This is a genomic window from Streptomyces sp. AM6-12, assembly GCF_044327085.1.
GTDB lineage: Bacteria > Actinomycetota > Actinomycetes > Streptomycetales > Streptomycetaceae > Streptomyces.
In genome coordinates, this window is the sequence record NZ_JBIQWN010000002.1 from 431642 (window position 1) to 456353 (window position 24712).

Annotated in this window: 19 protein-coding genes and 1 pseudogene; 13 read left to right on the forward strand and 7 right to left on the reverse strand. The window is 73.3% G+C overall.

Going from position 1 to position 24712, the window contains the following annotated elements:
• The first annotated feature begins 49 nt into the window (after nt 1–49).
• Nucleotides 50–1294 carry an ANTAR domain-containing protein gene (locus ACE4Q9_RS30280; RefSeq protein ID WP_397987701.1) on the forward strand — a complete coding sequence of 415 codons (1245 nt, stop codon included), beginning with the start codon at nt 50–52 and terminating at the stop codon, nt 1292–1294.
• 355 nt (nt 1295–1649) lie between these two features.
• Here ACE4Q9_RS30280 and ACE4Q9_RS30285 read toward each other — a convergent pair whose 3' ends face one another.
• Nucleotides 1650–2015 carry a DUF6479 family protein gene (locus ACE4Q9_RS30285; protein ID WP_397987702.1) on the reverse strand — a complete coding sequence of 122 codons (366 nt, stop codon included), beginning with the start codon at nt 2013–2015 and terminating at the stop codon, nt 1650–1652.
• Nucleotides 2016–2131: 116 nt separating this feature from the next.
• Between ACE4Q9_RS30285 and ACE4Q9_RS30290 the strand changes: the two genes are divergently transcribed.
• Nucleotides 2132–2506: a ferredoxin gene (locus tag ACE4Q9_RS30290; RefSeq protein WP_397987703.1), complete on the forward strand. Its 375-nt coding sequence runs from the start codon at nt 2132–2134 to the stop codon at nt 2504–2506.
• 148 nt (nt 2507–2654) lie between these two features.
• Nucleotides 2655–3431: an SDR family NAD(P)-dependent oxidoreductase gene (locus tag ACE4Q9_RS30295; protein WP_397987704.1), complete on the forward strand. Its 777-nt coding sequence runs from the start codon at nt 2655–2657 to the stop codon at nt 3429–3431.
• A gap of 318 nt (nt 3432–3749) precedes the next feature.
• On the opposite strand, the gene ACE4Q9_RS30300 is transcribed toward ACE4Q9_RS30295, so the two are convergent.
• A complete protein-coding gene (locus ACE4Q9_RS30300; RefSeq protein WP_397987705.1) occupies nt 3750–4685 on the reverse strand; it encodes an adenosine kinase in 936 nt (311 codons plus the stop codon).
• A 166-nt stretch (nt 4686–4851) separates the two neighbouring features.
• On the opposite strand from ACE4Q9_RS30300, the gene ACE4Q9_RS30305 reads away from it, so the two are divergent.
• The 3 genes from ACE4Q9_RS30305 to ACE4Q9_RS30315 all read left to right on the forward strand — a co-directional run bounded on the left by ACE4Q9_RS30305 (nt 4852) and on the right by ACE4Q9_RS30315 (nt 8956).
• Nucleotides 4852–5691, forward strand: a complete 840-nt coding sequence (locus tag ACE4Q9_RS30305; protein ID WP_397987706.1) for an oxygenase MpaB family protein — start codon at nt 4852–4854, stop codon at nt 5689–5691.
• 43 nt (nt 5692–5734) lie between these two features.
• Nucleotides 5735–7303 carry a phytoene desaturase family protein gene (locus ACE4Q9_RS30310; protein ID WP_397987707.1) on the forward strand — a complete coding sequence of 523 codons (1569 nt, stop codon included), beginning with the start codon at nt 5735–5737 and terminating at the stop codon, nt 7301–7303.
• Between the two features lie 117 nt (nt 7304–7420).
• Entirely contained in the window at nt 7421–8956 is a 1536-nt protein-coding gene (locus tag ACE4Q9_RS30315; protein ID WP_397987708.1) for a fatty acyl-CoA synthetase, read from the forward strand.
• Here the strand turns inward: ACE4Q9_RS30315 and paaK are convergent.
• A complete protein-coding gene (paaK, locus tag ACE4Q9_RS30320) occupies nt 8947–10257 on the reverse strand; it encodes a phenylacetate--CoA ligase PaaK (protein WP_397987709.1) in 1311 nt (436 codons plus the stop codon). The genes ACE4Q9_RS30315 and paaK overlap by 10 nt on opposite strands.
• 225 nt (nt 10258–10482) lie before the next feature.
• On the opposite strand from paaK, the pseudogene ACE4Q9_RS30325 reads away from it, so the two are divergent.
• The 4 genes and pseudogenes from ACE4Q9_RS30325 to ACE4Q9_RS30340 form a co-directional block, all read left to right on the forward strand.
• Nucleotides 10483–10987: pseudogene (locus ACE4Q9_RS30325) on the forward strand (alpha/beta fold hydrolase); the annotation flags it as partial.
• A gap of 129 nt (nt 10988–11116) precedes the next feature.
• Nucleotides 11117–11359, forward strand: coding sequence for a DUF397 domain-containing protein (locus tag ACE4Q9_RS30330; RefSeq protein ID WP_397987710.1), 243 nt, complete (start codon nt 11117–11119; stop codon nt 11357–11359).
• Between the two features lie 173 nt (nt 11360–11532).
• Nucleotides 11533–12432 carry a universal stress protein gene (locus ACE4Q9_RS30335; protein WP_397987711.1) on the forward strand — a complete coding sequence of 300 codons (900 nt, stop codon included), beginning with the start codon at nt 11533–11535 and terminating at the stop codon, nt 12430–12432.
• A gap of 641 nt (nt 12433–13073) precedes the next feature.
• Nucleotides 13074–13571, forward strand: a complete 498-nt coding sequence (locus ACE4Q9_RS30340; RefSeq protein ID WP_111583711.1) for a hypothetical protein — start codon at nt 13074–13076, stop codon at nt 13569–13571.
• Between the two features lie 12 nt (nt 13572–13583).
• Here the strand turns inward: ACE4Q9_RS30340 and ACE4Q9_RS30345 are convergent, their stop codons facing one another.
• Both ACE4Q9_RS30345 and ACE4Q9_RS30350 read right to left on the reverse strand, forming a co-directional pair.
• Nucleotides 13584–15554, reverse strand: coding sequence for an N-acetylmuramoyl-L-alanine amidase (locus ACE4Q9_RS30345; RefSeq protein ID WP_397987712.1), 1971 nt, complete (start codon nt 15552–15554; stop codon nt 13584–13586).
• Nucleotides 15555–15920: 366 nt separating this feature from the next.
• Nucleotides 15921–17066, reverse strand: coding sequence for an aminoglycoside phosphotransferase family protein (locus ACE4Q9_RS30350; protein ID WP_397987713.1), 1146 nt, complete (start codon nt 17064–17066; stop codon nt 15921–15923).
• 244 nt (nt 17067–17310) lie between these two features.
• Here ACE4Q9_RS30350 and ACE4Q9_RS30355 point away from each other — a divergent pair, with 244 nt between their 5' ends.
• Nucleotides 17311–18804 (forward strand): hypothetical protein, encoded by a 1494-nt coding sequence (locus ACE4Q9_RS30355; RefSeq protein ID WP_397987714.1) that lies wholly within the window; start codon nt 17311–17313, stop codon nt 18802–18804.
• Between the two features lie 89 nt (nt 18805–18893).
• Here the strand turns inward: ACE4Q9_RS30355 and ACE4Q9_RS30360 are convergent, their stop codons facing one another.
• Nucleotides 18894–20426: a PP2C family protein-serine/threonine phosphatase gene (locus tag ACE4Q9_RS30360; RefSeq protein WP_397987715.1), complete on the reverse strand. Its 1533-nt coding sequence runs from the start codon at nt 20424–20426 to the stop codon at nt 18894–18896.
• 363 nt (nt 20427–20789) lie between these two features.
• On the opposite strand from ACE4Q9_RS30360, the gene ACE4Q9_RS30365 reads away from it, so the two are divergent.
• Entirely contained in the window at nt 20790–21203 is a 414-nt protein-coding gene (locus ACE4Q9_RS30365) for an SsgA family sporulation/cell division regulator (RefSeq protein WP_397987716.1), read from the forward strand.
• A gap of 173 nt (nt 21204–21376) precedes the next feature.
• On the forward strand, nt 21377–23401 hold the full coding sequence (locus ACE4Q9_RS30370; RefSeq protein WP_397987717.1) for a phosphocholine-specific phospholipase C: 2025 nt from the start codon (nt 21377–21379) through the stop codon (nt 23399–23401).
• Nucleotides 23402–23519: 118 nt separating this feature from the next.
• Here ACE4Q9_RS30370 and ACE4Q9_RS30375 read toward each other — a convergent pair whose 3' ends face one another.
• Nucleotides 23520–24614, reverse strand: coding sequence for a chemotaxis protein (locus ACE4Q9_RS30375; protein ID WP_397987718.1), 1095 nt, complete (start codon nt 24612–24614; stop codon nt 23520–23522).
• Nucleotides 24615–24712 lie beyond the last annotated feature (98 nt).

The following is a 24712-nucleotide window of genomic DNA, read 5'->3' on the forward strand; positions in this document are numbered from 1 at the left end:
GTCGGGAAGCGGCCGTACCGGCCCCTCCCCGAGCTGCCCGGGTGATGCCATGAAAGCCTTCACGCCGCGGCCGGGCGCACCGGCCCCCCTGATGATCGAGTCCTCCGTGGTGGAGGGCCTGCCCGCCGAGGGCGCGCTGCTGCTGCGCATGTCCGGCACCCTCGACGCGCACGGCGCCGATGCCTGGTCACAGGAGCTGCGCGGCCATCTGGAGCAGGCGGACCGTGCCGGGCTGCGGCCCGTCCTCGACATGGCCCATGTACAGCTCGGCGGCGCCGCGGTGCTGCGCACGCTCAGCCAGACCACGCGCGTCCGCGCCGGCCGCCCCGACCTGATCATCGTCCGGGCCCGGCCGGGCGTCCGCGAGGCCGTGCGCCTGGCCCGCCTGGAGGGTGTCCAGCTGTACGCCACCCTGGACGAGGCGGTGCGTGAACTGGCCCGCGCCGCCGCCAAGGTGGAGGAGCTGCCCGCCTGGCGCTCCCAGATGGCCGATCCGCTGCGGCCGTCGTACCAGGACCTGGACCAGGAGGTCCGCGCCCTGCGCGCACGGGTCCGCACCGCCCCGGTGATCGGCATGGCGCAGGGCGTGCTCCTGGCCCGCTACGCCCTGCCCGAGACCGGCGGCGTCTTCCGTGTGCTGCGGGAGACCTCCCAGCGCTTCAACGTGCCGTTGCGCGTCCTCGCCTCCGCCGTCGTCGTGGCCCGGCCGCCCGACGGCCCGGTCTGGTTCCCCGGCCGCCGTCCGCTGCCCGTGCCCCCGCTGCGCGTCCTCGCCCGCGCCGAACGCGACCCCCGCTACCGCGGGCAGATGATCGACGCCGTACTGCGCGAGGCGCTCGCCATCGGCCGTGCCCCGGCCGGCCACGTGCTCTGCGTCGATCCCGCCGTCAACGCGCTCGCCCTGGAGGCCCGGTACGGCGGCACGGACGCCTACCTCGACCACCTCGGGCGCGGCCGTGACGAGGGTACGGCCGAGGCGGTCGCCCGCACCCGCGGACGACGCGTGAGCATGCCCGACGTGGCCACCGACGCGCTGCTCTCCGAGGACAGCCGGCGCGCCCTGCTCGCGACCGGCGCGCGGGCCCTCCAGTGCGTCCCGGTCCTGTCCTCCGCGGGCTGCTGCGCCGGCCTGATCACCGTGCACTGGCCCGACGCCGGACACCGCCCGACCTCCGCCCAGGCCGAGGCCCTGGGGCTGCTCGCCGCCGACACCGCGGCCTGGCTGGCCTGGTACCACCGCACGGTCCTGCTCGACGCCCTCGAACACCTGCACCAGCGGCTGACCAGGCCGTGAGCGGGGTGCGTCACGCCCGCCGCCCTGGGATCCCGGACCCGGCACGCAGCAGGTATCACCCGGAGGGAGTACGGCGCATGTCCAATCCGCAGCAGCCCGAACAGCGGCGCAGTGACAGGGGAGGCGCCACCCCGCAGGACAGCGGCGAGCTCAAGGCCCGGCAGGCGGCCGAGCGCGGCGCGGGCGCCCGTCCGAAGGGCACGGACAGGGGCGACAAGGGCGGGGGAGAGGGCGGCGGGCCGAGTGCCCCCGGCGCAGCAGCCCGACCACCCCTGAGCCCGAGTACGTCCACGCGGGAGGACCCCGGCGACACAGCGTGTCCGCCGGGGTCCTTCGCTGCTGCGGTCACCGACCGTCAGTGAGCGCCGAGCCCCCCGCCTCCGAAGGACCCGCTGGACCCGCTGCTCCAGCGCGGACGCTTCTGGTCCTCGCTGGTCTTGGAGTCCATGTTGCTCAGCTCGTAGGGGGTGAGCGGACGGCCGCCCTTGGGTGTCCTGGGGACCTCCTGGTAGTCCCGGTTCTCCCGGAGCTCGTGCACCGCACCCTCCGGTGGCAGCTTCGGCTGCTCCTCGGGACGCGGGCGAGCGAGTTCGCTGGACTTGTAGCGGGAGGTCAGCCAGAAGCCGCCGGCGAGCAGTGCCAGGACCCCGACGCCCACGACGAAGAAGACGAGGCTCGTCAGGCCGCTCGGCGCGGCCAGCTGCATCGGTGCGGTGTTCATACGACAGAGATACCCCTCCCATAACCATACGAATCGAACAAACGAAATAAATAGGACTCTGCCGTTATGGGGAGCGCGTGGGTTTGCCCTTCGCCCTCGGGGGCAACCCGCACCCTGTGACCCAGCAGGCTTCCCCGCAGCAGCTCTACCGGTTCCTGGAGGACCGCTTCGGGTGTGCTCAGGCGTGCACGGAGTGTGCCCGCGCCTGCTCCGTGCGGGTCAGCCTGGTCGATCCGGGCGGCTCCGACCACCAGGAGCGCGTGCGCCGGCTCGGGATCATGTGCGCCGAGGTGTGCGACGCCACCTGCCGGCTGCTGTGCGAGGAGGGCCTCCAGGACGAGGAGGGGCTGCGCGGCCGGGTGGACTGGTGCCGCCGGGTCTGCCTCGAATCCGCCCACGCGTTCGACGGGCGTCCCGGCGCCGAATCGGCCGCGGCCGCCTGCCGTTCCTGCGCCGACGCGTGCGCCGAATTCCTGGAGACGCTGACCTAGCCGGTCGAGGGCACCCATAGGGTGCATCGGTGCGCTGTCCGGGTCAGTCGACGGCGTAGCCATGGGCGATCTGTCCCCGCGCGCCTCTACGCTTCGCCACGGTCGACCGTCCGCAGAGGCCTGGAGAGGCCCAGAGAGGACTCCCCTCATGTCAGCTCCCGTGGTCGTCATCACCGGCGCGCTCAGCGGAATCGGACGGGCCACCGCCGTGGCCTACGCCCGGCTGGGCGCCGACGTCGTCGTCTCGGGACGGCATCCGGGCCCCGGCAAGGAACTCGCCGGGGAACTCGAAGGGCTTGGGGCGCGGGCCCTGTTCGTGCGGGCCGACGTGCGGCTGGAGGACGAGGTCCGCGACCTCGTGGCGGGGGCCGTCGACCGCTTCGGCCGGATCGACGTCGCCCTCAACAACGCCGGGACCGAGGGGCGGTCCGCGCCGATCACCGCCGTCACGGACGACGCCTACGCGGCCACCTTCGACACCAACGTCAAGGGAACCCTGCTGAGCATGAAGCACGAGTTCCGCGCCATGCGGGAGCGCGGCGGCGGCAGCATCGTCAATGTCAGCAGCGTGTACGGCCTGATGGGCTACCCGGAGGTCGCCGTGTACGCCGGCAGCAAGCACGCCGTCATCGGCATCACCAAGGCGGCCGCCCTCGAAGGCGCCGCACACGGCATCAGGGTGAACGCGGTCGCCCCCGGCTTCACCCGGACCGGCATGTACGAGCGGGTCACCGGGGACGACCGGACGCGCGAGGCGGTGAACTCCGTGCTGCCCCTGCGCCGGCCGGGCACCCCCGAGGAGGTGGCCGAGGCCGTGATCTTCCTCGGGTCCGCGGGGGCGTCGTACATCACCGGCCAGACCCTGACCCTGGACGGGGGCCTCATGGCGGGCTGGCCGGCCTTCCCGACACCCGACCCGGTGTGAGACCTCCGCCGGTCCGCCCGGCGGCCGGGACACCGTGGGCGGGGTGAGCAGGGCGTGGCGCCGGGGCCCGCAGGCCTCGTCCGCCGGCAGCGCGACGGAGTGCGGGAATCCGACGGCGCGGCGATCAGCGGCAGATGCCGGGCGATGAGCGCGGCCTCCGAACCGGGGCGCGCTCCGCGGGCGGGGGCGCAGGACCGCCACCAGCGGTCGGGGCGGTGCAGCAGCAGGGTGTCGGTCCCCTCGGTGCGCCGCCGGGCGAGGCTCTTCTCTGCGTGGTGCTCGGTGGTGGCGTGGCGGGCTGGGTGCTCGCCGCGCGGCTCATCCGCCCACCCCGACGGCCTGCCCGTCGGCGTCCGACGCGGCGACGCGGGCGAGGAGTTCGTTTCGGGAGATGGCGTCGGCGCGGGTCGAGGGCACCGTGCAGGCGTGGGCGCCCGCGATCGCGCCGTAGCGGGCGCAGCGCAGCGGGTCCAGGCCGTCCAGCCAGCCGAGCAGGAAGGCGGCGGCGAACGCGTCGCCCGCGCCGTTGGAGTCCACCACGGGCTCGGGCGGGGCGACCGCGGGCACATGGGTCAGCTCGCCGTCGGCCAGCAGGTACGCGCCCTGGGCGCCCGCGGTGGCCACCACGATCCGGGCCCGGCCGCGCGCCGCGATGTCCCGCATGGTGCGCTCCGGGTCGGCCAGCGCGGTGGTGGACAGGAACACCAGGTCGGCGGCGAGCGCGAAGGGCTCGTGGTACGGGTTGGTGCCGTCCCAGTTGTGCAGGTCCGTGGAGACGGTCAGCCCGGCCTCGCGCAGCACCGGCAGGGCGTACGCGCACGGGTGGGTGATGACCACGTGCGCGTGCCGGCTCCGCGCGGCGAGCGCGCGCAGGGTGTCCGCGGGCAGCCGGTCGGACTCCTGGCTGCGGGTGTCGTCGTACAGGGAGAGCCGGCGCCCGTCCGGGCCGACCAGGTTGACCGCGCGCTTGGTGCCGGCGGCGGAGGGCACGTCGGTGAGCGGGATGCCCCGGTCCCGGTGCAGCGCGCGCACCAGATCGCCCTCGGGGTCGGCGCCGACCAGGTCGATGTGGTGGGCGCGCAGGCCCAGGGCACTGGCCCCGAGCGCCACGAAGTCCCCGCTCTGCCCGGCGCGCGTCACGATGCCCGGCCGGATCATGTGGCTGTCGGCGTAGGGGACCGGCAGCTCCGGCACGTGGACGACGGTGTCCACGCCGGCACCGCCCAGGACGAGGACATCGGTCTCGGTGGTCATGGCAGTCGGCTCGTTTCTCTCGCGTCGCTGGGATGGGTGAGTCAAGCAGTCACCCCCACCCCTCGCAACAACTTGCTGCAAATTTCCGCAAGTTGCGGCAATGGGCGGAGCGGTCAAGGGGCACTTGGCGCGGATTCTTGCGAGCGCCTGCCGTCATACTGGAGGCATGGGCGACCCCGGTCTCTACACCCCGCGCTCCGTGACCTGGCAGTTGCACGGCGACCCCATGATGTGGGTCGCCGGTGTCCGCGCCCTCTACCTCCAGGCCCTGCTCCCGCGTGCGGTGCGCGGGGTCCTCCAGAACTCCGACTTCCGCCGGGACGCGTGGGGCCGCCTGTCGCGCACCGCGGACTTCGTCGGCGTCACGACGTACGGCACCACCGAGGCCGCCGAACGCGCCGGTGCGCACGTCCGCGGCATCCACCGCAGGCTCACCGTCACCGACCCCGCGACCGGCGAGCGGTACGGCGTCGGCGAACCGGGGCTGCTGCGCTGGGTGCACTGCGCGGAGGTCGACTCCTACCTCCAGGTGCTGCGCCGCTCCGGCTACCCGCTCACCGACGCCCAGGCCGACCGCTACATCGCCGAACGCCGGGTCAGCGCCCGCCTGGTGGGCCTCGACCCGCGGGATGTCCCGGCCGACCGCGCCGAACTGGCCGCGTACTTCGCCCGGATGCGCCCCCACCTCGCGGCGGGCCCCGAGGCGCGGGAGGTGGACGACTTCCTCCGACACCCGCCGGTGCGCCCCCTGTTGATCCCGGCGCGCGACCTGCTCTGGCGCCGGGTGGCCGGCCTCGCCTACGCCGCGCTGCCCCCGTACGCCCACGACCTGTACGGCAGACCGGCCCCCGACCCCGCCACCGTCACCCGCCGCCTGCGCGGCACCGGCACCCTGCTGCGCCGCATCCCGTCCCACCTGCGCTGGCAGCGACCCCCGAAGCACATCCTGCGCGCGATGTCCCGGCTGGGCCCGGCCGCGTGCCCGGCCCCGCACAAGGTGCCCTGAGCCCCCTCTGGCCCCGCCGGATCACCCCGTGTTACGAAGGACCATGTCCGTGAACCAGGGAACCCGCGCGTACGACGCCGTCATCGTCGGGGCAGGCCACAACGGTCTGGTCGCCGCCGCCTATCTGGCCCGTGCCGGACGCTCCGTGCTGGTGCTGGAGCGGCTCGGCCACACCGGCGGGGCCGCCGTGTCCAGCCGGCCGTTCGCCGGGGTGGCGGCGCGGCTGTCGCGCTACTCCTACCTGGTCAGCCTGTTGCCGCGGAAGATCGTGGCCGACCTCGGCCTCGACTTCCGGCTGCGCTCGCGCACCATCTCCTCGTACACCCCCGTGGAACGCGCGGGCCGGCCCACCGGACTCCTCGTCGGCGGCGGCGAGGCCCGCACACGGGACGCCTTCGCCCGGCTGACCGGCGGCGAGCGCGAGTACGCCGCCTGGCGGCGCTTCTACGGCATGACCGGCCGCGTCGCCGAACGCGTCTTCCCGACCCTCACCGAGCCCCTGCCCGGCCGGGACGAGCTGCGCCGCCGCATCGACGACGAGAGCGCCTGGCGGGCCCTGTTCGAGGAGCCGATCGGGGCCGCCGTCGAGGCGCACTTCGAGGACGACCTGGTGCGCGGTGTGGTCCTCACCGACGCCCTGATCGGCACCTTCGCCGACGCCCACGACCCCACGCTGGCCCAGAACCGCTGCTTCCTCTACCACGTCATCGGCGGCGGCACCGGCGCCTGGGACGTGCCCGTGGGCGGCATGGGCGCGCTCACCGACGCCCTCGCGGCAGCGGCCCGTACGGCGGGCGCGGAGATCGTGACCGGACACGAGGCGGTCCGTATCGCCGCCGACGAGGACGGCGCCGAGGTCACCTACCGCACCGCCGACGGCGAGGGCGTCGCCGCCGCCCGGCACGTCCTGGTCAACGCCTCGCCGCAGGAACTGGCCGCCCTCACCGGGGACACGCCCCCGGAACCCGCCGAGGGCGCCCAGCTCAAGGTCAACATGCTGCTCACCCGGCTGCCGAAGCTGCGCGACCCGGACGCCGACCCCCGCGAGGCCTTCGCCGGCACCTTCCATACCGCCGAGGGCTACGGCCAGTTGGCCACCGCCCACGCCGAGGCCGCGGCCGGCCGGCTGCCCACCGCGCCGCCCTCCGAGATCTACTGCCACTCCCTGACCGACCCCACCATCCTCGGCCCCGAACTCGCCGCACGCGGCTACCAGACCCTCACCCTCTTCGGCCTGCACACCCCGGCCCGCCTCTTCGACCGGGACAACGACGCCACCCGCGCGCACCTGCTGGCCGCCACCCTCGCCCAGCTCGACGCCCACCTCGCCGAACCCCTCGCCGACTGCCTGGCCACCGACGCCGACGGCCGCCCTTGCATCGAGGCCAAGACCCCGCTCGACCTCGAACGCGACCTGCGGCTGCCCGGCGGCAACATCTTCCACCGCGCCCTGTCCTGGCCCTACTCTCAGCAGGACACCGGTCGTTGGGGCGTGGAGACCCGGCACCCGCGCGTCCTGCTGTGCGGGGCGGGAGCGGTGCGCGGGGGCGGGGTGAGCGGCGTACCCGGCCACAACGCGGCGATGGCCGTGCTGGAGAGCGCGGCAAGTTGACATGACGTCAGGAAAAGCACACCGGATTCGGCGCGCGGCGGCAGGCGCGCGTCCGGCCGGAACCCGGTCTCCCGCAGTCCTTGACCCGCGCGTCGCGCGGGCCCAGGATCTGCGGTCATGAGCGAGGCACAGGGCGGAACGGCCGGCGGACAGGGCAGCACGGTCGACGCGTTGCTGCGGCGCAGCGCCCGCCGCACCCCGGCGCGGGTCGCGGTGGAGTACGGCGAACGCCGCTGGACGTACGGGGAATTGGACGACGCCGTCTCCCGCGCGGCCGCGCTGCTGCTCGCCGAGGGCCTCGCCCCCGGCGACCGGGTCGCCGCCTACGGCCACAACTCGGACGCCTATCTGATCGCCTTTCTCGGCTGCGCCCGCGCGGGTCTCGTCCACGTCCCGGTCAACAACCACCTCACCGGCGACGACCTGGCCTACCTCCTCGGACAGTCCGGCAGCAGCCTGGTGCTCGCCGACCCCGGTCTCGCGGACCGGCTCCCCGCGGGCGTACGGTCGCTGCCGCTGCGGGACACCGGGGACTCGCTGCTGGCGCGGCTCGCGGACACCGCGCCGTACGACGGCCCAGAGCCGCGCTCCGAGGACCTGGTGCAACTGCTCTACACCTCCGGCACGACGGCGCTGCCCAAGGGCGCGATGATGACCCACCGGGCCCTGGTGCACGAGTACGTGAGCGCGATCACCGCCCTGGACCTGCGCGCGGGTGACCGCCCCGCGCACGCGCTGCCGCTCTACCACTCCGCCCAGCTGCACGTCTTCCTGCTGCCCTACCTCGCGGTCGGCGCCACCAGCGTCATCCTGGACGCGCCGGACGGGGACCTGCTGTTCGACCTGATCGAGGCGGGCCGTGTGGACAGCGTGTTCGCGCCGCCCACCGTGTGGATCGCCCTGGCGAGCCGGCCCGACTTCGCCACCCGCGACCTCGACGGCCTCCGCAAGGCGTACTACGGCGCCTCCGTCATGCCGGTGCCCGTCCTGGAGCGGCTGCGCGGTCGGCTGCCCCACCTCGCCCTGTACAACTGCTTCGGGCAGAGCGAGATCGGCCCCCTCGCCACGGTCCTCGGCCCGGCCGAGCACGAGGGCCGCCTCGACTCCTGCGGACAGCCCGTGCTGTTCGTGGAGGCCAGGGTCGTGGACGCGGCCGGCCGCGAGGTGCCCGACGGCACGACCGGCGAGATCGTCTACCGCTCACCGCAGCTGTGCGAGGGCTACTGGGACAAGCCCGAGGAGACCGCGGACGCCTTCCGCGGCGGCTGGTTCCACTCCGGCGACCTCGCCGTGCGGGACGCGGACGGCTGCTTCACCATCGTGGACCGGGTGAAGGATGTCATCAACTCCGGTGGGGTACTGGTCGCTTCACGGCAGGTCGAGGACGCCCTCTACACCCATGAGGCGGTGGCGGAGGCCGCCGTGATCGGTCTGCCCGACGAGCGCTGGATCGAGGCCGTCACGGCGGTGGTGGTGCCGCGCGGCGAGGTCACCGAGGAGCAACTGGTCGCCCACCTGAGGGAGAAGCTGCCGTCCTTCAAGGTGCCCAAGCGGGTGCTGTTCGTGGACGCGCTGCCCCGCAACGCCAGCGGGAAGATCCTCAAGCGCGAACTGCGGGACCACTTCGCCGAGGGGGGAGGCCATCACGCCTGACCGGTGTCGCGCGGTCGCAGATCCACGATGCGGCGGATCTTGCCGACCGAGCGCTCCAGCGACTCCGGCTCCACGATCTCCACGTCCACCGACACCCCGATGCCGTCCTTCACCGCCGCCACGATGGACCGGGCCGCCGCCTCCCGCGCCTGCGGTGTCGCACCCTGGCGCGCCTCGGCCCGCACGGTGAGCGAGTCCATCCGGCCCTCCCGGGTCAGCCGCAGCTGGAAGTGCGGGGCCACCCCCGGTGTGCGCAGCACGATCTCCTCGATCTGCGTGGGGAACAGGTTCACCCCGCGCAGGATCACCAGGTCGTCGCTGCGCCCGGAGATCTTCTCCATCCGCCGGAACACGCGCGCCGTGCCGGGCAGCAGCCGGGTCAGGTCGCGGGTGCGGTACCGGACGATCGGCATGGCCTCCTTGCTCAGCGAGGTGAACACCAGCTCGCCCCGCTCGCCCTCCGGCAGCAGTTCGCCGGTGACGGGATCGATCACCTCCGGGTAGAAGTGGTCCTCCCACACGGTCAGCCCGTCCTTGGTCTCCACGCACTCCTGCGCCACACCGGGGCCGACCACCTCCGACAGCCCGTAGATGTCCACGGCGTCGATCGCGAACCGCTCCTCGATCTCCCGCCGCATCTGTTCCGTCCACGGCTCGGCCCCGAAGATCCCCACCCGCAGCGAGGTGGTACGCGGGTCCACGCCCTGCCGCTCGAACTCGTCGAGCAGCGTCAGCATGTAGGAGGGCGTCACCATGATCACGGCCGGTTCCAGGTCCTGGATCAGCCGCACCTGCCGCGCCGTCATGCCGCCGGACGCCGGGACGACCGTACAGCCGAGCCGCTCCGCGCCGTAGTGAGCGCCGAGACCGCCGGTGAACAGCCCGTAGCCGTACGCCACGTGCACCACGTCGCCGGGGCGTCCGCCCGCCGCCCGGATGGAGCGCGCGACCATGTCGGCCCACATGGACAGATCGTTCTCGGTGTAGCCGACCACGGTGGGGCGGCCGGTGGTGCCGCTGGAGGCGTGCAGCCGGCGGATCCGCTCCCTGGGCACCGCGAACATCCCGAACGGGTAGTTCTCCCGCAGGTCCGCCTTGGTGGTGAAGGGGAAACGGGCGAGATCCTCCAGCGAACGGCAGTCCTCCGGTCGTACCCCCGCCTGGTCGAAGGACTCGCGGTAGAACGGCACGTGCTCATAGGCGTGCCGCAGCGAGGCGCGCAGCCGCTCCAGCTGAAGCGCCCGCAACTCCTCGGGTCCGAGCCGTTCGCCCGCGTCCAGCAGATCCCGCGCCTGCGCCATCGGCACGTCTCCTCACCACGACTCACCAAGACATTCCGGACGACCGATCATTCGGTCGAACTGTCCGGGGCCAGTAATTCAGGCCAGGGGGGATTCAGACAAGAGGGCGGCGAAGATTTCTCGCACCGCCTGCGGGAATGTGCCGGGGGCCTGCGGAAAGGCGTTGCGGTCGACCGCTCCGGGCCGCGAAGATCATGCACATGCCGACCTTCACGACGGCCGACGGTGGCCCTGCTGGACCTGCGGGGCACCGGCGACTCGGCGGCACCGGCCGACCCGGCGAGTATCGCTGCGACCGCATGGTGGAGGACGTGGAGACCTGGCGTGAGCACCTGGCCCTCGACCGCTTCGACCTGCTCACCCACTCCGCCGGCGCGGCCCTGGCCCTGCTCTGGGACGACGTCTTCCTCCCCTTCTTCCACGGCCGCTGGGACGACACCGCGCGGGCCCACGCGGAGCCGGCGCAGGCCAACGACGAGGCCGCCGACCGGTACTTCGCCGAGGGCGCCTTCACCCCGGACGCGACCCGCGCCGCCCTCACCGCGCTGACGGCCCGGTCCTCGTGTACGCGGGCGCCCTCGACGGCGGACCGCGCCCGGAGCGGGCCCGCCGGGCGGCGGAGTGCTTCCCGAACGCCGAGGTCACCGTCCAGCCGGGTGCCGCGCACTATCCATGGCTGGACGATCCGGCGGAGTTCAGGCGGCGGGTCACGGGCTTCCTCGACCGGTGAAGCGGTGGACGGACACCGGGGGCCGCGCGCCGGTGGGCGGCGCCGAACGTCCTCCCCACGTGGGCTGTTGGGCACCGGGACCGGTCGCTAGGCTGAGCCGCGGACGACGACACCGGGAGGAGCACGGACGTGGCCGACAGCACCACCCAGCACAAGCCGCTCAAGGGCTGGGACAAGCCGGACCTGGACCTCAGCAAGGCCGAGTGGCGGTCCAGCAGCCGAGGCAAGGGCGATGTCCAGATCGCCTTCGTCGAGGGCTTCATCGCGATGCGCAACGGCGAGCGCCCGGAGAGCCCCTCCCTGATCTTCACCCCCGCGGAATGGGGTGCCTTCGTCTCCGACGCGCGGGAAGGGGAGTTCGACCTCACCTGAGGGCGGCCCGGCTCTTCGGGGCGGCCTGATCCGAACCAGGGTGCCGCGCGCCTGAACCGGGGGTGTTGCGCGCCGAATTCCGGACACGCGATCCACAGCGCCCTGCCGGGGCCGGTGCCTGATGGAGGCTGGCCCCAGCAAGGGAGAAGGTCGGGTTCCGGAGGTGAGGAAGCATGAGCGCTGCGCCGGTCATCGCCGCGGTGGACGGTTCCGAGGACAGCTTGCGCGCGATGGAGTGGGCCGCGGACGCCGCCCGTCGCCGCGCGGCACCGCTGCGGGTGGTCCATGTCCGCCAGTACGCGGCCTGGGGGCAGACCGACGTCCTGGTGGCCGGGCCGCCCGAGGAGGAGGGCGACCCCGTCCTCGACGAGGTGCGCGCCCGGCTCGCGGACCACGCGCCCGAGGGCGTGGAGTACGTCACGCTGGAGGGCGCGCCCGGCGCGGTGCTGCCCGAACTCGGTGCCGACGCCCAGCTGTTGGTGCTCGGCTCGCGGGGTCGCGGGGGCTTCGCCAGCCTGCTGCTCGGCTCCAGCAGCCTCGCCGCCGCGCGGGACGCCGAGTGCCCGGTGGTCGTCGTACCCCCGCCCGGCCGCGAGGTGCACGGCGAGGGAACGGCCGAACCGGGGCCCCGTGTGGTGGTCGGCCTGAACGTCGACAGCCCCGACGAGGCCACGCTCTCCTTCGCCTTCACCGAGGCGGCCCTGCGCGGCGCCCGCGTCCAGGCGGTCGCCGCCTACCCCTGGCCCCTTCAGACCTGGTCGGCGCCGGGCCAGTTGGTGCCGCCGATGCCAGACGAGGAGGCCATCGCCAACGAGACGCGGGCCCTCGCCGAGGGGTTCCTCGCCCCGCACCGCGAACGCCACCCGAGCGTGCGCGCCGACTCCGAGGCCCTGCCGGGCGACGCGGCGGGCATCCTCGTGGCCGCCTCCCGCGACGCCGAACTGGTCGTCGTCGGCCGCCACCGCCGCCGCCTCCTGGCCCCGGCCCGCATGATGGGCTCCGTCACCCAGGCCGTCCTCCTCCACGCGGCCAGTCCGGTCGCGGTGCTGCCACCGACGCCGGGGGAGGCGTGAGCGAGGCCGTGCGGGTGAGCCGATGACGTGAGGCGCGGCGACAGCGCGTGCGGGGGCCCGCCGTGCCGCCGGAATTCGCTGGCCCGGGTGGTGTTCGCGAGCCTGGACAGTGGGTCGCGGTAGGCGGCGTGGGGTTCACCGCCGAGGACGCCGTGCCGCCGCTCGGGCCGCCTGCGCCGGTGGGTCGCGCGGGCGGCCCGGCTGCCGTGCAGACGCCATGCGGCCGCGAGGCCGACCCGACCCGTGCCGGTGCCGGTGTCCAGGGTGCGCGCCGGCTGCCGTCGGCCCCCATGACAGACGCCGGTACGACCCCTGCCCACGCCCGATCGGACAAGTGCCCCCCGCACCGCCACCCGCCCGGCAGCCTCGGCCTCGCACGGCGCGCCATCTCTCGTCAGGCCCGCTCACCGGACGGGCGCCGCCCGCTCCCGGCCCCTTCTCGCTCCGGGGCTCGCCGGCCACTACCAGCGCGGCGCCACCCGCCCCCGAAGCGCCACTCCCGCACCGTCCCCCCGGCCTCCGCCGGGCCACTCCCCGCACCCCGCTCCGTCCCCGCGCCGCCCCCCTCGCACCATGGCCCCCGTCCCACCACCAGCCGCCCGCAGGTCACTCAGTTCTGCCGGGGCACGTACCATGGCCGCATGTCGTTCCTCCGCCGCCGCAGCGCCACTCCCGCCGGGCCCGACTTCGACGTGCTGGCCATGGACCCGGGCGACTGGCCGGGCAACCTCGGTGCGGGGCTGCTGCCCGCGCCCGACGGCACCTGCCAGGGTGTCTTCCTGCGCTACGACCTCTTCGGCGGCCGCGGCCCCGCGATGATCATCGGCAATCTGCCGCAGGGCTCCCCGGCCCGCGAGGTGGCCGAGGAGGAGATCCCCTTCGAGGTGGGCCAGCTGCTGCTGGCGCTGGAGAACGACGAGGAGGTCACCGTCGTCGGCACCGAGGACACCCCGGTGCTCCAGGGCGACAACCTCCTCATCGTGCGCCGGCTGAAGCTGTCCGAGAGCCGGATCTCCTGCGTGCAGTTCGACCGCAGCGACGGCGTCCTCGTCACCATCGCCGCCTGGGACCGGCCCATCACCGACGACCTGTACGCCCTGCTGAAGCCGCTCCCGGCGGAACTTTTCCAGCAGGGCTGAGGCCCCCGGCGGCTAGCTCGCCGAGCTCTCCACGGTCACGTCCGCCGCGCGGACGAACCCGACGCGGTGGCCGTACTGGATCTCGTAGTACAGGTCGTCGCCCCGCACCACCTGGTGCGAGTCCGGGGTGAAGGTGACCGAGTAGTAGTACTCACCCGGCATCTCGTCACCGACCACGTACTTCTGCCCGGCCGGAATGCTGTACGGCAGCGGCACCACCGACTGCGCGGGCACCCCCGCCGGGTAGGCGGACTTCTCCGGGTAGGCGCGGCCGTACACCGGGACGCTGGTCAGACCCTCCTTCGGGGTGATCACCCGCCCCTTGGCGGAGACCGCCGTCGGATGCTTCTCCGGGTTCTGGAACCACGCCTTCTGCCCGAGGTACCAGATGGCCGTCCAGTCGCCCCAGTGATCGGCGACGGCGTACTGCTGCCCGGTGGAGACCCGCGAGGACACGTCGTTGACGTCGATCGTCGGCGCCTTACCGAGCCCGATGTCCTGGATCAGCGGCGCGTTCACATCGTGGTCCGAGTACAGCCGCACCTCGCTGGAGGCGTGCGCCGCGCACGGCTCGCCCGCCGTCGTGCAGCCCGTGTACGCCGGCTGGTTGGTGGCGTAGTCCGGCCGGATCGTCACCAGGCCGCCCTGCCTGCCCGCGGTCTTCTTGAACGGGTGGCCGAGCAGCTGGAAGTAGTGCGCCCAGTCCCAGTACGGCCCCGGATCGGTGTGCATGCCCGCGATGGTGGACGCGGTCGGGCCGGGCACGTTGTCATGGCCCAGGATGTGCTGCCGGTCCAGCGGAATGCCGTACTTGGCGGACAGGTACTTCACCAGGCGCGCCGAGGACCGGTACATCGCCTCGGTGAACCAGGCGTCGGGATCGGCGAGGAAGCCCTCGTGCTCGATGCCGATCGAGCGCGCGTTGACGTCCCAGTTGCCCGCGTGCCAGGCGACGTCCTTCGCCTTGACGTGCTGGGCGATCAGCCCGTCGGTGGAGCGGATCGTGTAGTTCCAGGACACGTAGGTGGGGTCCTGGATGAGGTTCAGGACGCCGTCCCAGGCGCCCTCGGTGTCATGGATGACGATGTACTTGATCGCCTGCGACGCCGGGCGGTCGCCCAGGTCGTGGTTGCCGTAGTCGTCGTCGCCGAACTGCGCGTACGCCGCCGGGAGCCACTCGCAGGACACCGACTTCGGGCACTCCGCGCCGTCGTCCTTCACCGTGCGCAGACCGGTCCGCGACAGCTGCGCGGTGTCCGGGGCGAGACGCGGCTCGGCGGCGAGGGCGACCCGCTGCCCGGCGTCCGTGGTGCGCCGCTCACCCGTGCGCAGCACGTCGTACACGTCATTGGCGTACGACGCCGCGGTCGCCTTGTCGTCGGCGCCGGAGAAGCGGGCCACCGCGCCGTACCAGTCGGCCGGGTCGGCGCTCAGCGGCTCCCCGAGCCGCTGCTGCGCGGCGGCCAGCAGGGCGGCGCCGCCGTCGATGTTCGCCGCCGGATCGGTGCGTAGCTTCGCGGCCGGGACGCCGGTCAGCTTCGCCGCCTGCGGCAGGGTCTTCAGCCGGGCCGGGAGCGCGGAGTCGGCCGGCACCCGCGCCTGCGGGTGCAGGGCGGGGCGGGAGCTGTCGCCGCGGGCGTCCTCGGTGCCGTCGGCGAAGTGCTCCGAGGCGGCGATCGCGGTCCGGGCGTCCGTGAGGTGCATCGGGCCGTAGCCGCCGGAGACGCTGGGCGCGCCCCCGTGGTAGTCCCAGCGGGACTGGAGGTAGGAGACGGCCATCAGCACGCTCTGCGGCACGTGGTACGCGGCGGACGCGGAGGCGAACGCGGACTGGAGCCGGTCGGGTGAGGAGTCCGGGGCGCTCTGGGCGGGGGCCGCGCCGAACAGCGGCAGCAGCAGGGCCGCCGCGGCGAGCGGCACGGCGGCCCGCCTCAGATGTCTGTGGCCGGGCGTGGACGGGGAATCAGGGGCGGAACCTCGCAATGCGGCCTCCTGTGACGGACGGGCGTGGCGGGGCGTGCGGCGCCGAACTGCGTCAGTGGTATCGGCTGGCCGACGATCCGTCAATGATGCAATCGCAAAGGAGATTTCCCATGTCACGGCGGGTTTCGGCGAGTTTCGCGACGGCGGCGGGCGGGCCTGCGGCGCGTCAGTGGCGTAGACCAATGGGCCGCGTCGCTGGTCGCGGCCGTTCGGCGCCGTACGGTGCTGCCCGTACCGGCGCCGGACGCCTGCCGCCGTACGGCCGAAACGATTCCCCCGCACAGTCGCCCCCGGAACGCGGAAGGCCCGCGGCGCGCCGTCATTCCTGGCGCGCCGCGGGCCTCCAAGAGATGCCCTGCGTTCCCCTCAGCGCGTGCCGACCGCCGCGCGCACCGCCTTGCGGGCCATCTGGCAGTCGTCGTGCAGCCGCCGCAGCAGCAACCGCTGCTCCTCGCCGGACGGCATCGCGCCCGGCCGGGGCAGACCGGGCGCCACCGGGGCCGGGTCCTGCATCGAGCGCTGCACGGCCGTCTCGTAGCGCCGGATCTCACGGGTCAGCAGCAGCATCAGGTTCACCAGGAAGGCATCGCGGGAGGCCGACCCCGCCGACTGCGCGATCTGGCTGATCTGCCGCCGTGCGGCCGGAGCCTGACCGAGCACCAGCCAGAGCGTGGCCAGGTCGTGGCCCGGCAGGTACCAGCCCGCGTGCTCCCAGTCCACCAGCACAGGACCCGCCGGGGAGAGCAGCATGTTCGACAGCAGGGCGTCGCCATGGCAGAACTGGAGCATGGCGCCCCGGCCCACCTCCTGCGCGATGCCGTGCAGCAGCTTCTGGAGGTCGCCGAGGTCCCGGTCGGTGAGCAGCCCCAACTCGTGGTAGCGGGACATCTGTTCGACATAGTCCAGGGGCATGTCGAACAGACCGGCCGGGGGCCGCCAGGAGTTCACCCGGCAGACCGCGCCCAGCGCCGCGCGGATGTCGGCGCGGGGCGGCGCCTCCATCGGATGCCGCTGAAGTGCCGCCACCCGGCCGGGCATCCGCTCGATCACCAGGGTGCAGTTGTCCGGATCCGCCGCGATCAGCCGGGGCGCCCGAACGGGGGGGCGGTGCCGGACGAACGAGCGGTATACGGCTATTTCGTGGCGGCTCCGCTCCGCCCACGCCGGCGCCTGGTCCAGCAGACACTTGGCGACGGCCGTGCTGCGCCCGGTGGTGCCCACGAACAGCACGGAGCGCGCGCTGCGCCGCAGCACCTGCACCGGCGCGAACTCCGGGCAGATCCGCTGCACCGCGGCGATCGCGGTGCGCAGCGGGGCGCCCTGGGGGCCGGACAAGTCGAGCCTCCCGCTGAGCGGCGGGACGCCGGGCTGCCCCGGAACCCGCCGGGGACGGGGCGCGCCCAGCACGGAGCCGCCCGGACGTGCCGCCGGGTCGAGATACGGTCCGCTGCCCGCCGGGCGGGGGCGCAGCGGCCGAAGCGGGGCGGACACGGAGGACGTTGCCGCGTACATGGGAGATCCGATCCCTTCGTTGCCTGCGGTGCCTGCCTGTGAAGTCCTCGCGTCAACCCGGCCCGGTCCCCGGTACACCCTGGGGAATGTCCCCGGTGAGACCGGGTCGGGGTGGCGCTTTCCTACCTGACACCCGATGGCCCCTGGCACACCATCTGGCGCACCCTGGCGAACCCTGGCGAATAGTCGCTCGGCAACTCCCACCGGGCTACTGTCAACTCAGCCGAGAACCTGGGGGCTTGACGTGAGCGGACGACCCAACACCCGCCTTTCCGATCTGTTCGGCCTGGCCGGCTGGTCGAAGGGCGAACTCGCGAGACTGGTCAACCGGCAGGCGGCGGCCATGGGCCACCCCCAGCTGGCGACCGACACCTCACGGGTCCGGCGGTGGATCGACATGGGAGAGATCCCGCGCGATCCCGTGCCGCGGGTGCTGGCGGCCCTGTTCACCGAGCGTCTCGGCCGTGTCGTGACCATCGAGGACCTCGGTCTGGTGCGCCACGGGCGGGCAGGGAAACGGCAGGCCGACGGGATCGAGGAACATCCCGACGGAGTGCCGTGGGCGCCCGAGCGAACCGCCGCGGTCCTCACCGAATTCACGGGAATGGACCTCATGCTCAACCGACGCGGCTTGGTGGGCGCGGGTGCCGCGCTCGCCGCGGGATCCACACTCAGCAGCGCCATGCACGACTGGCTGCACACCGACCCGGTCCTGAAGGCGGACAGCCCCGCCCTGGACGACCCCCTGCACCCCGACCCCGCCGGATTCGACCGCTACGAGGCCGCCCCCATCGGCTCGGAGGAGGTCGCGGAGCTGGAGACCTCCGTCGAAGTGTTCCGGGCCTGGGACGCGGCCCGTGGCGGCGGCCTCCAGCGCAAGGCGGTGGTGGGCCAGCTCAACGAGGTGGGCGGCATGCTCGCCTACCGCCATCCCCCCCACCTCCAGCGCCGCCTGTGGGGCGTCGCCGCCAATCTGGCCGTCCTCGCCGGCTGGATGTCCCACGACGTCGGCCTGGAGCCCACCGCGCAGAAGTACTTCGTCATCGCGGCGCACGCCGCGCGGGAGGGCGGTGACCGGCCGCGCGCCGGGGAGGCGCTGTCCCGCGCGGCCCGCCAGATGGTCCACCTGGGCCGGCCCGACGACGCGCTGGACCTGATGAAGCTCGCCCAGTCCGGCGCGGGCGAGGGCCTCCAGCCGCGCACCAAGGCGATGTTCCACACCATCGAGGCCTGGGCGCAGGCGGCGATGGGCAAGGGCCAGGCGATGCGCCGCACCCTCGGGCAGGCGGAGGACCTGTTCGTCGCCGACAAGGGCGACGGCGAACCCCTCGACTGGATGCAGACCTTCAAGGCCGAGGACCTGTACGGCATGCAGGCCCTGGCCTACCGCACGCTGGCCGAGTTCGACCCGGACGCGGCCGTGCACGCCCAGCACTTCGCGGACAAGGCCCTCGCGCTGCGCGTCGACGGGCGGGAACGCTCGAAGATCTTCGACCATCTCTCCATGGCTTCGGCCTGCTTCATCGCCGACGACCCCGAACAGGCCGACCGCTACGCGCGGCTCGCCCTGATGTCGATGGGCGCGAACTCCTCGCGGCGCACCTGGGACCGGCTGCGCCAGATGTACCGGCTCACCGCCCAGTACGCCGGATATCCGAAGATCCACGAGCTGCGGGAGGAGATCAGGCTCGCCCTGCCCAAGCCGCGGGGCAAGGGCGCGAACAGCGCACGGGCGTAACGGTACGCGCCGCGCCCACTCGACCGGCCGCCCGACCGCCGCCGGTCACCACTCCGAGCGTCGGTTCACGCACCACTCCAGGCGTCGGCTCACGCCGTCACCCTGGCGAGGAGCACACACGCGTCGTCCGCCCGCCCGGCCCCGCCGAACTCCTCCACGAGCGCCCGCACGCAGTCCCGTGCGTCCCGTGCGTCCTCGAACCGTGGGGCGAGGTCCAGCAGCCGGTCCGTGGCCGCCGCCGCGCTGTGTCCGGGGACCAGCCCCTCGGTGTGCAGCAGGAGCAGGTCGCCCGGTACGAGGTTCACCTCGGCCTGCCCGTAGCAGGCGCCCGAGGTGGCGCCGAGCAGAACGCCCTCGGGGGCGTCGAGCACGCACCCCGTCCCGTCGCGGTACAGCAGCGGGGCGGGGTGTCCCGCCTGCCCCCACACCAGGGTCCGGGTGGCGGGCCGGTAGCGGCAGCAGACGGCGCTGCCGAGGGCGGGCTCCACCGTGGCGTCGAGCATCTGGTTGAGCAGGGAGAGGAGTTGGCCGGGCTGGGTGCCGGCCATGGCCATGCCGCGCACCGCGCCGAGCAGGGTGGCCATGCCCGAGGCGACGGCCACCCCGTGCCCGGTGAGGTCGCCCACGCTCAGCAGGGTCTCGCCGTCGGCCAGTTCCAGGGCGTCGTACCAGGTCCCGCCGATCGGCGCCGTGCCGTCGGCGGGCAGCCGGTGCGCGGCGAGGTCCAGGGTCCGCGGGCCCTGGTACGGGGGGCGCAGGGAGCCGCGCCAGGGCGTCAGCACGGCCTCCTGGAGTTCGCTGGCGACCCGGCGCTCGGTCTGCTGCCGCTGCCGGTGCCGGTGGAGCGAGTCCTGCCGCTCGCGCACCGTCCGGCGGCGCCGGCGCAGCGTGCTGACGTCGCGCAGCACGGCCCACATCGAGGCGGTGGCACCGTCGGCGCCGAGTACCGGCTCGCCCATCATGTGCACGGTCCGCACCGAGCCGTCGGGGCGGCGCACCCGGAACTCGCCGTCGATCGGCCGGCCGTCGATCAGGCAGTCCGTGACCATCGCGGTCAGCTTCGGCCGGTCCTCCTCCACGACCAGCGAGGGCAGTTCGTCCAGGGTGAGGGCGGGCAGGGCCGGGTCGCGGCCGAGGATGCGGTACAGCTCCGCGGACCAGGCCGCCTCGTCCGTCAGCAGGTTCCACTCCGCGCTGCCGACCCGGCTGAGCAGTACGCCTCGGGGGGTGCCGGCCGATGCCGGGCGGACGGTGAGCCCTTCGGCGGTCGCCCCGGACTCCGCGTGCTCCCCGGTCTCTGCGGTCGCCCCGGACCCGGCGGGCTCCCCGGTCTCGGCGGGTTCCCCGGTCTCGGCGGGTTCCGCGGGTCCGGTCGGGGGCAGGGGCGCGGGGCCGATGCGCAGTTGGCCCAAGTGGGCGTCTAAATCGTCCAGTTGGCGCAGCGCCAGGTCGTACAGGGCGCGCTGCCAGCGTTCCTCGGGGTCCGTGCCGTCGTAGCGGACATCCCGCCGTACCGCGTCCACGTCGCCCTTGAGCCGCCGCGCCTGCGTGATCAATGCCTCGACCGGGTCGGGGCCGGCCGGCTGGGCGGCTGGGCGGTCCGCGGAGAGGGGGGACGGCATTTCGCACTCCGAACGAGGGGACGGCAGGGCCGGGCGGAACGGGGGACCGCAACGACTGTCGCACAGCGCGGGACGCCCCGTAAGGGATTTGGCAACACACGATACGGTGGTGCTTCCGGCATATGCCAGAGTCTTCCCGAAGCGATCCCGGGGCGCTCCCCAAGTGCCCGGTAAGGCAACCAAGTCGTAGACGATCTACGGGAGTTGACGGACCCGGCGGTCCTGCGTCGAGGCCCCCGGGCCGGATGTTCAGCCACGTGTTCGACGGCCTTGTGCGCCCCGCCTTCCGAGTCCGGCCGGTACCCGTCGAACTCTGACCGGATTTGGCGGCATGCGAGGGGCCGATCCGTACTCCATAAAGGCATGGAGACCACCATCGAACTGCCCGCCCTCGCCCGGCTCCTGACCGCCGAGGACCGGGAGATCCCCGTCACGGCCACCCTGCGCTACACCACGGGCGATCCGCTCGCCGTCTTCGTGGACTTCCCGGCCGAGGCGGCGCTGGAGGACGAGGACGTCAGCTGGACCTTCGCGCGCTCCCTGCTGGACCAGGGGCTGCGTACCCCGGCCGGCCACGGCGACGTGCAGATCTGGCCCTACGGCCGCGCCCGGACCGTCCTGGAGTTCCACTCGCCCTTCGGACTCGCCCTGCTCCAGTTCCCCACCTCGACCCTGCGCCGCTTCCTGGTGCGCACCTACGAGGTGGTGGCGGCCGGTCAGGAGGACATGGCGGCGGTCGTGGAGCGGGGGCTGAACGCGCTGTTCGGAGGGGTGTGAGACGTCTGCCGGAGTTGTCCCGGCCCCCTGGCCGCGGTGGTCCCGGCCAGCCTGGCCGGATTTGAATATTGTTCATCTTCGCCTCACCGCACGGGTATGGACCCCGACGACCGGCGCGGGCACCCTGGCCCGCGGTGTGCCGCAGGGGCACTCCCGTGACCGAGGACGGACGAATGACACCGATCAGCCGAAGGGGCTTCGTGGGGCTGGGCGCATCCGTGGCGGCGGGAGTGGCGCTGGGCGCCACCACGCGCACCGCCGCGGCGGCCGCCACCACGGCGACCGGCACGATCAAGGACGTCAAGCACGTGGTGATCCTGATGCAGGAGAACCGCAGCTTCGACCACTACTTCGGCCGCCTCAAGGGCGTGCGCGGCTTCGACGACCGCAGCGGCATCATCCTCAGCGGCAACTACTCCGTCTTCAACCAGCCGAACCTGCTCTCCCGCCAGTACCCGTGGAAGCTCAGCGCCACCCCGTCGGCGGCCGGCAAGGACGGCGAGACCCTCGCGCAGTGCAACGGCGACCTGCCGCACTCCTGGTCCTCCCAGCACTCCGCCTGGAACAAGGGCCGCATGGACAACTGGGTGCTGGGCGTCGGCAACGTCCGCTCGCTCGGCTATCTGGACCGCTCCGACATTCCCTTCCACTACGCGCTCGCCGACAACTACACCATCTGCGACGCCTACTTCTGCTCCACGCTCAGCGCCACCGGCCCCAACCGCACCTTCCTGTGGAGCGGCAAGGTCGACTCCTCCAGCAACGACGGCGGCGACGAGTCCGGCCTCACCTGGCAGACCTACGCCGAGGCGCTCCAGGCCGCCGGGGTGAGCTGGAAGGTCTACCAGAACGCCGCCGACAACTACGGCGACAACGCCTGCGCGTACTTCAGCAAGTTCACCAACGCCAAGGCGGGCGACCCGCTGTACGACCGCGGCATGGCCTCGGTGCCGAAGGTGACCGGCTCCACCCCGGACGACATCGCCGCCGCGATCAAGGCCGATGTGCAGGCGGGCACCCTCCCGCAGGTCTCCTGGGTGGTGGCCAACCAGGCGTTCTCCGAGCACCCCTACGCCCCGCCCGGCGACGGCGCCCACTTCGTCAACCTCGTCTACCAGGCCCTCGCCGCCGACGAGGACGTCTTCGACTCCACCGTCATGTTCCTCAACTACGACGAGAACGACGGCTACTTCGACCACGTGCCCCCGCCGTCCCCGCCCTCCGGCACCGCCGACGAGTTCCTGAACGGGGTGCCGATCGGCTTCGGCTTCCGCGTGCCGATGATCGTCATCTCGCCCTGGACGCGCGGCGGTTGGGTGTCCTCGGAGGTCTTCGAGCACACCTCGGTGCTGCGCTTCCTGGAGACCTGGACGGCCGCCCTCGGCACGCCCGCGAAGTGCCCCAACATCAGCGACTGGCGGCGCAAGGTGAGCGGCGACCTCACCGGCGTCTTCGACTTCGCCCACCCCGTCAAGGGCCCTGTCCCGCTGCCTGCGACCAGCGTCATCGGCATCGACAACTGCACCTCGCTGCCCAACCCGGTGCCGACCGACAACGCGCTGCCCGCCCAGGAGCCCGGCACCCGCCCGGCCCGCGCGCTGCCGTACCAGCCGGGCGGCTACCTGGACCGCCTGGAGTTCGACGCCGGCGGCAAGACGCTGGCCTGGTTCGTCATGACCAACCAGGGCGGCCCCGCCTCCCGCGCGGCCCACTTCTCCATCCACCCCAACGCCTACCGGGACACCACGCCCTGGCAGTACACGGTGGACGCGGGCGGCACCGCCACCGACTACTTCAACATCGGCTCGGGCTACGGCGACGGCAAGTACGACCTGTCGATGGTCGGTCCCAACCGCTTCCTGCGCCGCTTCCAGGGTGACGCCACCAAGGCGGGCAAGTCGGCGGAGGTGAGCACCCGTTACGCCGTGGAGCCGGGCAGCGGAAAGCTCGCCATCTACTTCAAGATGACCAACTCCGGCTCGGCTTCGGTGAAGTTCACCATCACCTCCAACCACTACCGCGGTGACGGACCCTGGACGTACACCGTCGCCGCCGGTGCCTCCACGGAGGACTTCTTCAACGCGGTCGCGTACAGCAACGGCTGGTACGACTTCACGATCACCGTGGACTCCGACGCGACCTGGTCGCGCCGGTTCACCGGCCACCTGGAGACGGGCGCCGCCAGCGTCAGCGGCTGACCGCGGCGTACAGGTCCGGGCGCGGCGCGAGTCCGACGGCCACCCGCCCGCCGCTCTCCAGCTCCCGGACCTCCCGCCCCATGTGCCCGGCCCCGCACTCAAGGCCCGCGGGGACGGGTCAGAACCGCAGCACCCCCGCGATCCCGTCCTCCTCGTCCAGCGTGCCGTCGGGTACGAAGCGGACGTCGGCGCCGGTCTCCAGGCACTGCTCCACGATCTCGTCCACGATGTCGTTGCGGGCGTCCAGGTCGCCGGGGTCGGCCGGTATCAGGTGGTCGCCGTCGTCGCGGACGATGGCCTGGAAGCCCTCCTCCACGGCGAGCAGCCGCACCCGGCCCTCGCGGGCGCTCTGCCACAGCTCGTCCAGGCCCGCCGCGAAGGTCTTGCGCCCGCGCGCGGCGGTCAGCTCCTCGATCACGGCGCTGGTGCCCTTCGAGGCCTCCGCCTCCAGCGCCGGCTTGATCGCCTGCCACACCGCCTCGGGTCCGGAGTTCGCGAGCCCGCCGTGCCCCACGTGCACCGCGCGCCGGGAGATGCTGCCGGCCTCGTCCATCAGGGAGAGCGCGGCCTGTTCGCCGGTGACGTACAGCGGGCGGGGGTGGTCGCGCAGGACCGCGGCCATCGCGGTGTCCGCCTCGCGCAGGAACTGGCGGGTGCCCTCGTCGCGGAAGGTGCTCGGCTGGTCGCCGACGCGCATCTGCCGCTCGGCGTCGAAGTTCTCCTTGCTGCGGATCAGCGGGAAGCCCCCGGCGTGCTCCTCCACCACCCGGTCCACCCCGCCGCTCCACAGGGTGACCCGGTCGGCCGAGACGGACAGCACCCAGAAGGGCCGCTCGGCGGCCTGCGCGGCCACCAGGTTGCGGGTGAGGAAGGTGTCCGCGAGCACCACGCGCTCGGGGACGCTACGGGCCAGCGACCAGACCTGGTGCTCGCCCGGCGCGGCGAAGATCACCAGGCCGTCCTCGGCATGGGTGAGGTCCACCTCGGCGAGCGCCCTCTCCAGCTGGGCGTCGACGTCCGCGCGCCGCTCACGGGTCACGGCCGGGTCGGTCTCCAGGCGCTTGCGGGCCTCGGCCAGCACATTGCGCAGCCGGACCGGATCCTGCTCGTTGCCCGCTCCGCGGCGGTGCGTCGGGGTCAGCACGGACACCGCCGGATAGGGCCGCGGACGCCGCAGTTCGGCAAGGGTTGCGGGACTCAGTGCGTGCTCCATGACAGAACCATAGGGCTGATTCACACGTACGGCATTCGGGGTATTCGGGACATGTGTCCGCGTGGCGGGATGTGTCCGCGCGCTCCGGTGGCCGGCCC

Bases quoted from the DNA above. Each gene is read 5' to 3' on its own strand.
- ACE4Q9_RS30375 (WP_397987718.1), bottom strand. From the start codon at position 24,614: ATGGAGCACGCACTGAGTCCCGCAACCCTTGCCGAACTGCGGCGTCCG.
- ACE4Q9_RS30365 (WP_397987716.1), top strand. From the start codon at position 20,790: ATGGAGACCACCATCGAACTGCCCGCCCTCGCCCGGCTCCTGACCGCC.
- ACE4Q9_RS30340 (WP_111583711.1), top strand. From the start codon at position 13,074: ATGTCGTTCCTCCGCCGCCGCAGCGCCACTCCCGCCGGGCCCGACTTC.
- ACE4Q9_RS30295 (WP_397987704.1), top strand. From the start codon at position 2,655: ATGTCAGCTCCCGTGGTCGTCATCACCGGCGCGCTCAGCGGAATCGGA.
- ACE4Q9_RS30360 (WP_397987715.1), bottom strand. From the start codon at position 20,426: ATGCCGTCCCCCCTCTCCGCGGACCGCCCAGCCGCCCAGCCGGCCGGC.
- ACE4Q9_RS30350 (WP_397987713.1), bottom strand. From the start codon at position 17,066: ATGTACGCGGCAACGTCCTCCGTGTCCGCCCCGCTTCGGCCGCTGCGC.
- ACE4Q9_RS30315 (WP_397987708.1), top strand. From the start codon at position 7,421: ATGAGCGAGGCACAGGGCGGAACGGCCGGCGGACAGGGCAGCACGGTC.
- ACE4Q9_RS30300 (WP_397987705.1), bottom strand. From the start codon at position 4,685: ATGACCACCGAGACCGATGTCCTCGTCCTGGGCGGTGCCGGCGTGGAC.
- ACE4Q9_RS30370 (WP_397987717.1), top strand. From the start codon at position 21,377: ATGACACCGATCAGCCGAAGGGGCTTCGTGGGGCTGGGCGCATCCGTG.
- ACE4Q9_RS30285 (WP_397987702.1), bottom strand. From the start codon at position 2,015: ATGAACACCGCACCGATGCAGCTGGCCGCGCCGAGCGGCCTGACGAGC.
- ACE4Q9_RS30280 (WP_397987701.1), top strand. From the start codon at position 50: ATGAAAGCCTTCACGCCGCGGCCGGGCGCACCGGCCCCCCTGATGATC.
- ACE4Q9_RS30335 (WP_397987711.1), top strand. From the start codon at position 11,533: ATGAGCGCTGCGCCGGTCATCGCCGCGGTGGACGGTTCCGAGGACAGC.
- ACE4Q9_RS30310 (WP_397987707.1), top strand. From the start codon at position 5,735: ATGTCCGTGAACCAGGGAACCCGCGCGTACGACGCCGTCATCGTCGGG.
- paaK (WP_397987709.1), bottom strand. From the start codon at position 10,257: ATGGCGCAGGCGCGGGATCTGCTGGACGCGGGCGAACGGCTCGGACCC.
- ACE4Q9_RS30305 (WP_397987706.1), top strand. From the start codon at position 4,852: ATGGGCGACCCCGGTCTCTACACCCCGCGCTCCGTGACCTGGCAGTTG.